This is a genomic window from Embleya sp. NPDC005575 (assembly GCF_040605455.1).
In the GTDB taxonomy this organism is placed as follows: Bacteria; Actinomycetota; Actinomycetes; order Streptomycetales; family Streptomycetaceae; genus Embleya.
Map to the genome: position 1 here is coordinate 1 of NZ_JBEXCV010000300.1, position 4,378 is coordinate 4,378.

The window sequence follows — 4,378 nt, forward strand, 5'->3', positions numbered from 1 at the left end:
GTCGACGACCGGGGCACCGCCTACCTGGTCGACGGCGTCCTGCCCGCGACCGACATCGAGTGCAACGGCCCCGCCGCGACCGACCCGGAACCGCGGTACGTGCACGCGGGTCCCCTGGAGCACGACGGCACGCTGCCGGCCACGGCCCACCCCGGCGCGCGGCAACTGGTCGAGGCGGTGCACCGCGAACTGCCCGGCGTACGGGTGCAGGCATGGCTCGGCGATATCGTCTCGCACGGTGGGCCCGGGCTGAACCTGGACCGCCCGCAGGTGCGCGAGGCGATCACCGCGTCGGCCGCGCAGGTCCTGGACGCCGGCTTCGAGGGAGTGCACTTCGACCTGGAACCGGTGTGGTCCGGCGACGAGGACTTCCTGACCCTGCTCACCGCCACCCACGAACTGACCCGAGCGCGCGGTGTGCCCCTCTCGGTCGCCGCCGCCCAGATCGATCCGCTGCCGTCTCTGCACAGCGTCTTCCAGACGTTGCGCGACCACCCCAAATGGTGGTCGCAGCGGTACTTCGGCCAGGTCGCGCGGCGGGTCGAGCAGATCGCGGTGATGTCCTACGACACCGCGATGCCGCTGGAGTCGCTGTACGGCGGCTACGTCGCGCAGCAGACCGCACTCGCCCTGGAGGCGACGCCGGCCCGGGTCGACCTGCTGATGGGCCTGCCCGCCTACTACGCGGACACGTGGGGCCACCGCGGCTCGGCCGAGACGGTGGCGGCGGCGGTGCGCGGCGTACGGCTCGGCCTGACCCGAACCGACCTGCACCGACCGGGCTTCGGCGTCGCGCTGTACGTCGACTTCACCGCGACCGACACGGACTGGGCGTCCTACCGCCGCGATTGGTGCCGCCTGGACCGCTGAGCCGGGTCCGGCCCACCCCTCCCGGTACCGAGCGCGGCGTCCGAATGCCGCCGGCGCCTCGTCCCGGCCCCGCCCAGGCTGGTGTCATGACCACCACCACCACGAACCTTCGTACCTTCGTCGTCCGCGCGATCCCCGCCGAGTTCCTCGCCACGGTCCGCGCCACCGGCACGGACGTCTCCGGCCACCCGGTCGAGTCGCACACGGCCGGTGGCGGCGAACCCCTGCGCTGCTGCCTGCGCGATGCCGAACCGGGCGAGCGGTTGATCCTGTTCGGCTACGAACCCCCGCTCCCGGCGAGCCCGTACCGCGAGATCGGCGCCGTCTTCACGCACGCGGAAGCCTGCCCCGGCCCGACCACCGACGCCTACCCGCCGCACTGGCGCGACCGCCCCCAGGTCTTCCGCGCCTACGACGCCCGAGGCCGCATCCACCCCACTTCCCGAGTCCACGACACGGACGCCCCCGAGCCCACCCTCGCCGAAATCCTCGCCGACCCGGAGGTCACGCGCGTCCACAGCCGCAACATCACGTACGGCTGCTTCATGTTCACCATCACCCGCCCCGCCCCCGACAACGCCTGATCCCCACCACGCCGTTCACGCATTCGCCCGGCTCGTACGCAGAGCCACCGAAGGCCCGTGGATGTCCCGGAACGACCGGGTCCGATACCCGGACCCGGTCGTTCGGCGTCTGCCCGGTCGGTGACGCACCGGCACTATCGGTCGGTGTCCGGGGACGTGGTGATGCCGTCGAGGACGTAGTGCAGGCCGGTGGTGGAGGTGGTGGCGTTCGGCGGGTTATTGCTGCTCGGCGGCCGGGTCAGTGGGCTGCTCGGGCACCGGCGGACGTTTCGGATCGGCCTGACAACGGCGACCAGCCTGGCCACGGCGGGGGTGGGCGCGGCGGACGCCGGGACTGCGGCGGCGACCTTCAACGCCGGACAACAGGTCGGCGGCGCGCTCGGCACCGCGTTGTTCAACACGGTCGCCACCGGCGTCACCGCGACCCGGCTGCGCACCCACGAGGGTGGTCGGGACGTGGTCACGGCGGGCGCCGTGCACGGGTTCGGCGTGGCCCTGCTGGTGGCCACCGGCATCATGCTCGGCGCGACGGTGGTCGCGGCCGTGCTGATCGACCCGCGCCCGACGGGCGACGCGCCCTTGTCGTACTGAGCGGCCCGACCACCGGTGACGAGCGGGCGGCGGGAGCACCTGCCCCCGCCGCCCGCCCCGAGGGGCCCGACGGTCAGCGGAAGACGCCGGTGTGGCCGAGCGAGTATCGGCCCGGCTGCGGATACACGCACAGCCCGTGCGGGCCGACGCCGACCGGGATGCGGGCGAGCAGGTGCCCGTCGGTGGTGTCGAGCGCGTACACCTCGGCGTCGTAGCGACCGCTGAGCCACAACACCTTGCCGTCGGCGGAGACACCACCCATGTCCGGGCTGCCGCCGCCGGGCAGGTGCCACTTGGTGATCAGCGCACCGGTGGCGAAGTCGAGGACGGAGATCGAGCCCTCGCCGCGGTTGGAGATGTACAGGTTCTTGGAGTCGCGGCTCGGGTACAGACCGTGCGCGCCCTTGCCGGTGCGCAGCCTGGTCGGCTTGCCGAACGTGTCGCCGTCGAGCACCCAGATGCCGTCGGACATCATGTCGGCGATGTACCAGGTACGGCCGTCCGGGGAGATCTTGACGTCCTGCGGCATCGAGCCGGACTGCGGGATCTTCTGCTTGGCCAGCACCTTCATCTCGGCGGTGTCCACCTTGAGCAGTTCGCCGGAGAACTCGCAGGAGACGATGAAGTACTTGCCGTCGGGCGAGAAGTCCGCGTGGTTGACCCCCGCGCACTCGCTGGGCACGGCCTTGACCACGGCCATCGTGTGCGCGTCGCGGAAGACCAACTGGCGGTCCATCGAGGCCATCACGATCGCGTACTTGCCGTCCGGCGTGAAGTAGAGGTTGTACGGGTCGTCCACCGGGACCGGTGTGCCGGCCTTGCCGGTGGCCGGGTCGAGCGGGGTCAGCGTGTCGCCCAGGTCGTTGTTCACCCACAGCGTCTTCAGGTCCCAGGACGGCACCACGTGCTGCGGCTGGTGGCCGACCTTGATCGTCTCGATCACCTTGTAGGTGGTCGGGTCGATCACGCTGACCGTGTTCGAGTCGGTGTTGGGCACGTACACCCGGGACGGGAAGTTTTTGACCGCGTCCGAGAACATGCCGGGACGATCGGCGGCGTAGAGATCGTGCGGGTCCAGCGGCGGCGGCATGCCGGGCAGGAGGTTCGCGGTCTCCGCCGCCGGCACCGCGGCCGGGACGGGCGCGGGCTGGACGGGGGCGATCGAGGACGTGTTCGGGGAAGGGTGCGCCGTGCCGTCCGTGGAGGACGCGCACGCGGCGGACGCCACCAGGCAGCAGCCCGCCAGGAACAGCGCGACCGTGCCGGGACGGCGACGGGTGGGGGAGGGGTGAGTGGTCATCAGGTGACGAGCTCCGACATCGTGACCGCCCGCAGTCCGCGGGTCCGTAGGCCGTCGAGGATTGCGGGCATCGCGGCTACGGTGCCCGGGTGTCCGAAGTGCAGGCTGACCACCGAGCCCGGCCGAACCCCGGTCAGCACGGTGCGGCTGACGGCGTCGGCGCCGGGATCGGTGAAATCGAGGGAGTCCAGGTCGTAGCCCAGGCAGTGCGCGTATCCGGCGCGGCGGGCCTGGGCGACGACGGTGGGCGTGCAGTCCTTGGCCCGCGAGGGCCGAAACCAGCGTCCGATCGAGCCGGTGAGGTGCTTGAGCCGGTCGGCGCAATCGGTGATCTCGGCGTAGGTGCGATCGGCGGACATCGCGGAGATGTCACCGTGATGCATGGTGTGGTTTCCCAGCTCGTGGCCGCCGTCCAGGACCCGGTGTGCCATTTGGGGGTGTTCGTCGAGCCAGGTCCCCACCGCGAGGACCGTCCCGCGCGCCCCGGCCGCCTCCATCAGGCCCAGCAGCGAGCCGGCGACCGCCGGACTGCCCTGACCGTGGAAGGTCAGCGCGACCCGGGGTCGGCCGGGTGGTCCGGAGGTGACCTGGACCGGCAGATCGGTAGGCAGCGGCGGCGGTTCGGGACCCGTGCCGACGCCGCCCGAGGCATCGGGAGCGCCGGGCGGGGCGGTCGGCGCCGGGCCGGTGCCGACCGGCTTCGCCGTGGGTGCGGGCATGGACGCGGGTGGGGAATCCTCGCCACACGCGCTCGCGGCCGCACCGGCCGCACCCAGTGCGGCGGCCCGGGCGAGCTGCCGCAGCACGCTGCGGCGATCCAGAGGCGTCACCCTGGCGACCTTACGTGCTGTGATCGTCTCGATGCGGAATGTGTACCCCGGGACGTGGAACGTGTCGCGCTATCAGGGTCCGACGCGCGGACGCGGTGCCGGCGCGCACCTCGATTCCTAATCTTGTTGTCAAGCGGCGAGAGTGACCGGCGGTGTGGGCTGGTAGCACCGTCCGTCACGCAGCAGGGCCCACAGGACGTTGA

At 71.9% G+C, this 4,378-nt stretch carries 5 protein-coding genes; 3 read left to right on the top strand and 2 right to left on the bottom strand.

What is annotated here, in order from left to right:
* From ABZS54_RS42255 to ABZS54_RS42265, 3 genes are all read left to right on the top strand, one after another.
* On the top strand, positions 1–870 hold an 870-nt coding region (locus ABZS54_RS42255), incomplete at its 5' end, for a hypothetical protein (protein ID WP_355548565.1).
* An 86-nt stretch (positions 871–956) separates the two neighbouring features.
* On the top strand, positions 957–1,454 hold the full coding sequence (locus ABZS54_RS42260) for a DUF1203 domain-containing protein (RefSeq protein ID WP_355548568.1): 498 nt from the start codon (positions 957–959) through the stop codon (positions 1,452–1,454).
* Positions 1,455–1,643: 189 nt separating this feature from the next.
* Positions 1,644–2,045 carry a hypothetical protein gene (locus ABZS54_RS42265; protein ID WP_355548571.1) on the top strand — a complete coding sequence of 134 codons (402 nt, stop codon included), beginning with the start codon at positions 1,644–1,646 and terminating at the stop codon, positions 2,043–2,045.
* 73 nt (positions 2,046–2,118) lie between these two features.
* On the opposite strand, the gene ABZS54_RS42270 is transcribed toward ABZS54_RS42265, so the two are convergent.
* On the bottom strand, positions 2,119–3,135 hold the full coding sequence (locus ABZS54_RS42270) for a YncE family protein (protein WP_355548577.1): 1,017 nt from the start codon (positions 3,133–3,135) through the stop codon (positions 2,119–2,121).
* Between the two features lie 209 nt (positions 3,136–3,344).
* Positions 3,345–4,175 carry a polysaccharide deacetylase family protein gene (locus tag ABZS54_RS42275; RefSeq protein ID WP_355548574.1) on the bottom strand — a complete coding sequence of 277 codons (831 nt, stop codon included), beginning with the start codon at positions 4,173–4,175 and terminating at the stop codon, positions 3,345–3,347.
* Between the last annotated feature and the right edge of the window lie 203 nt (positions 4,176–4,378).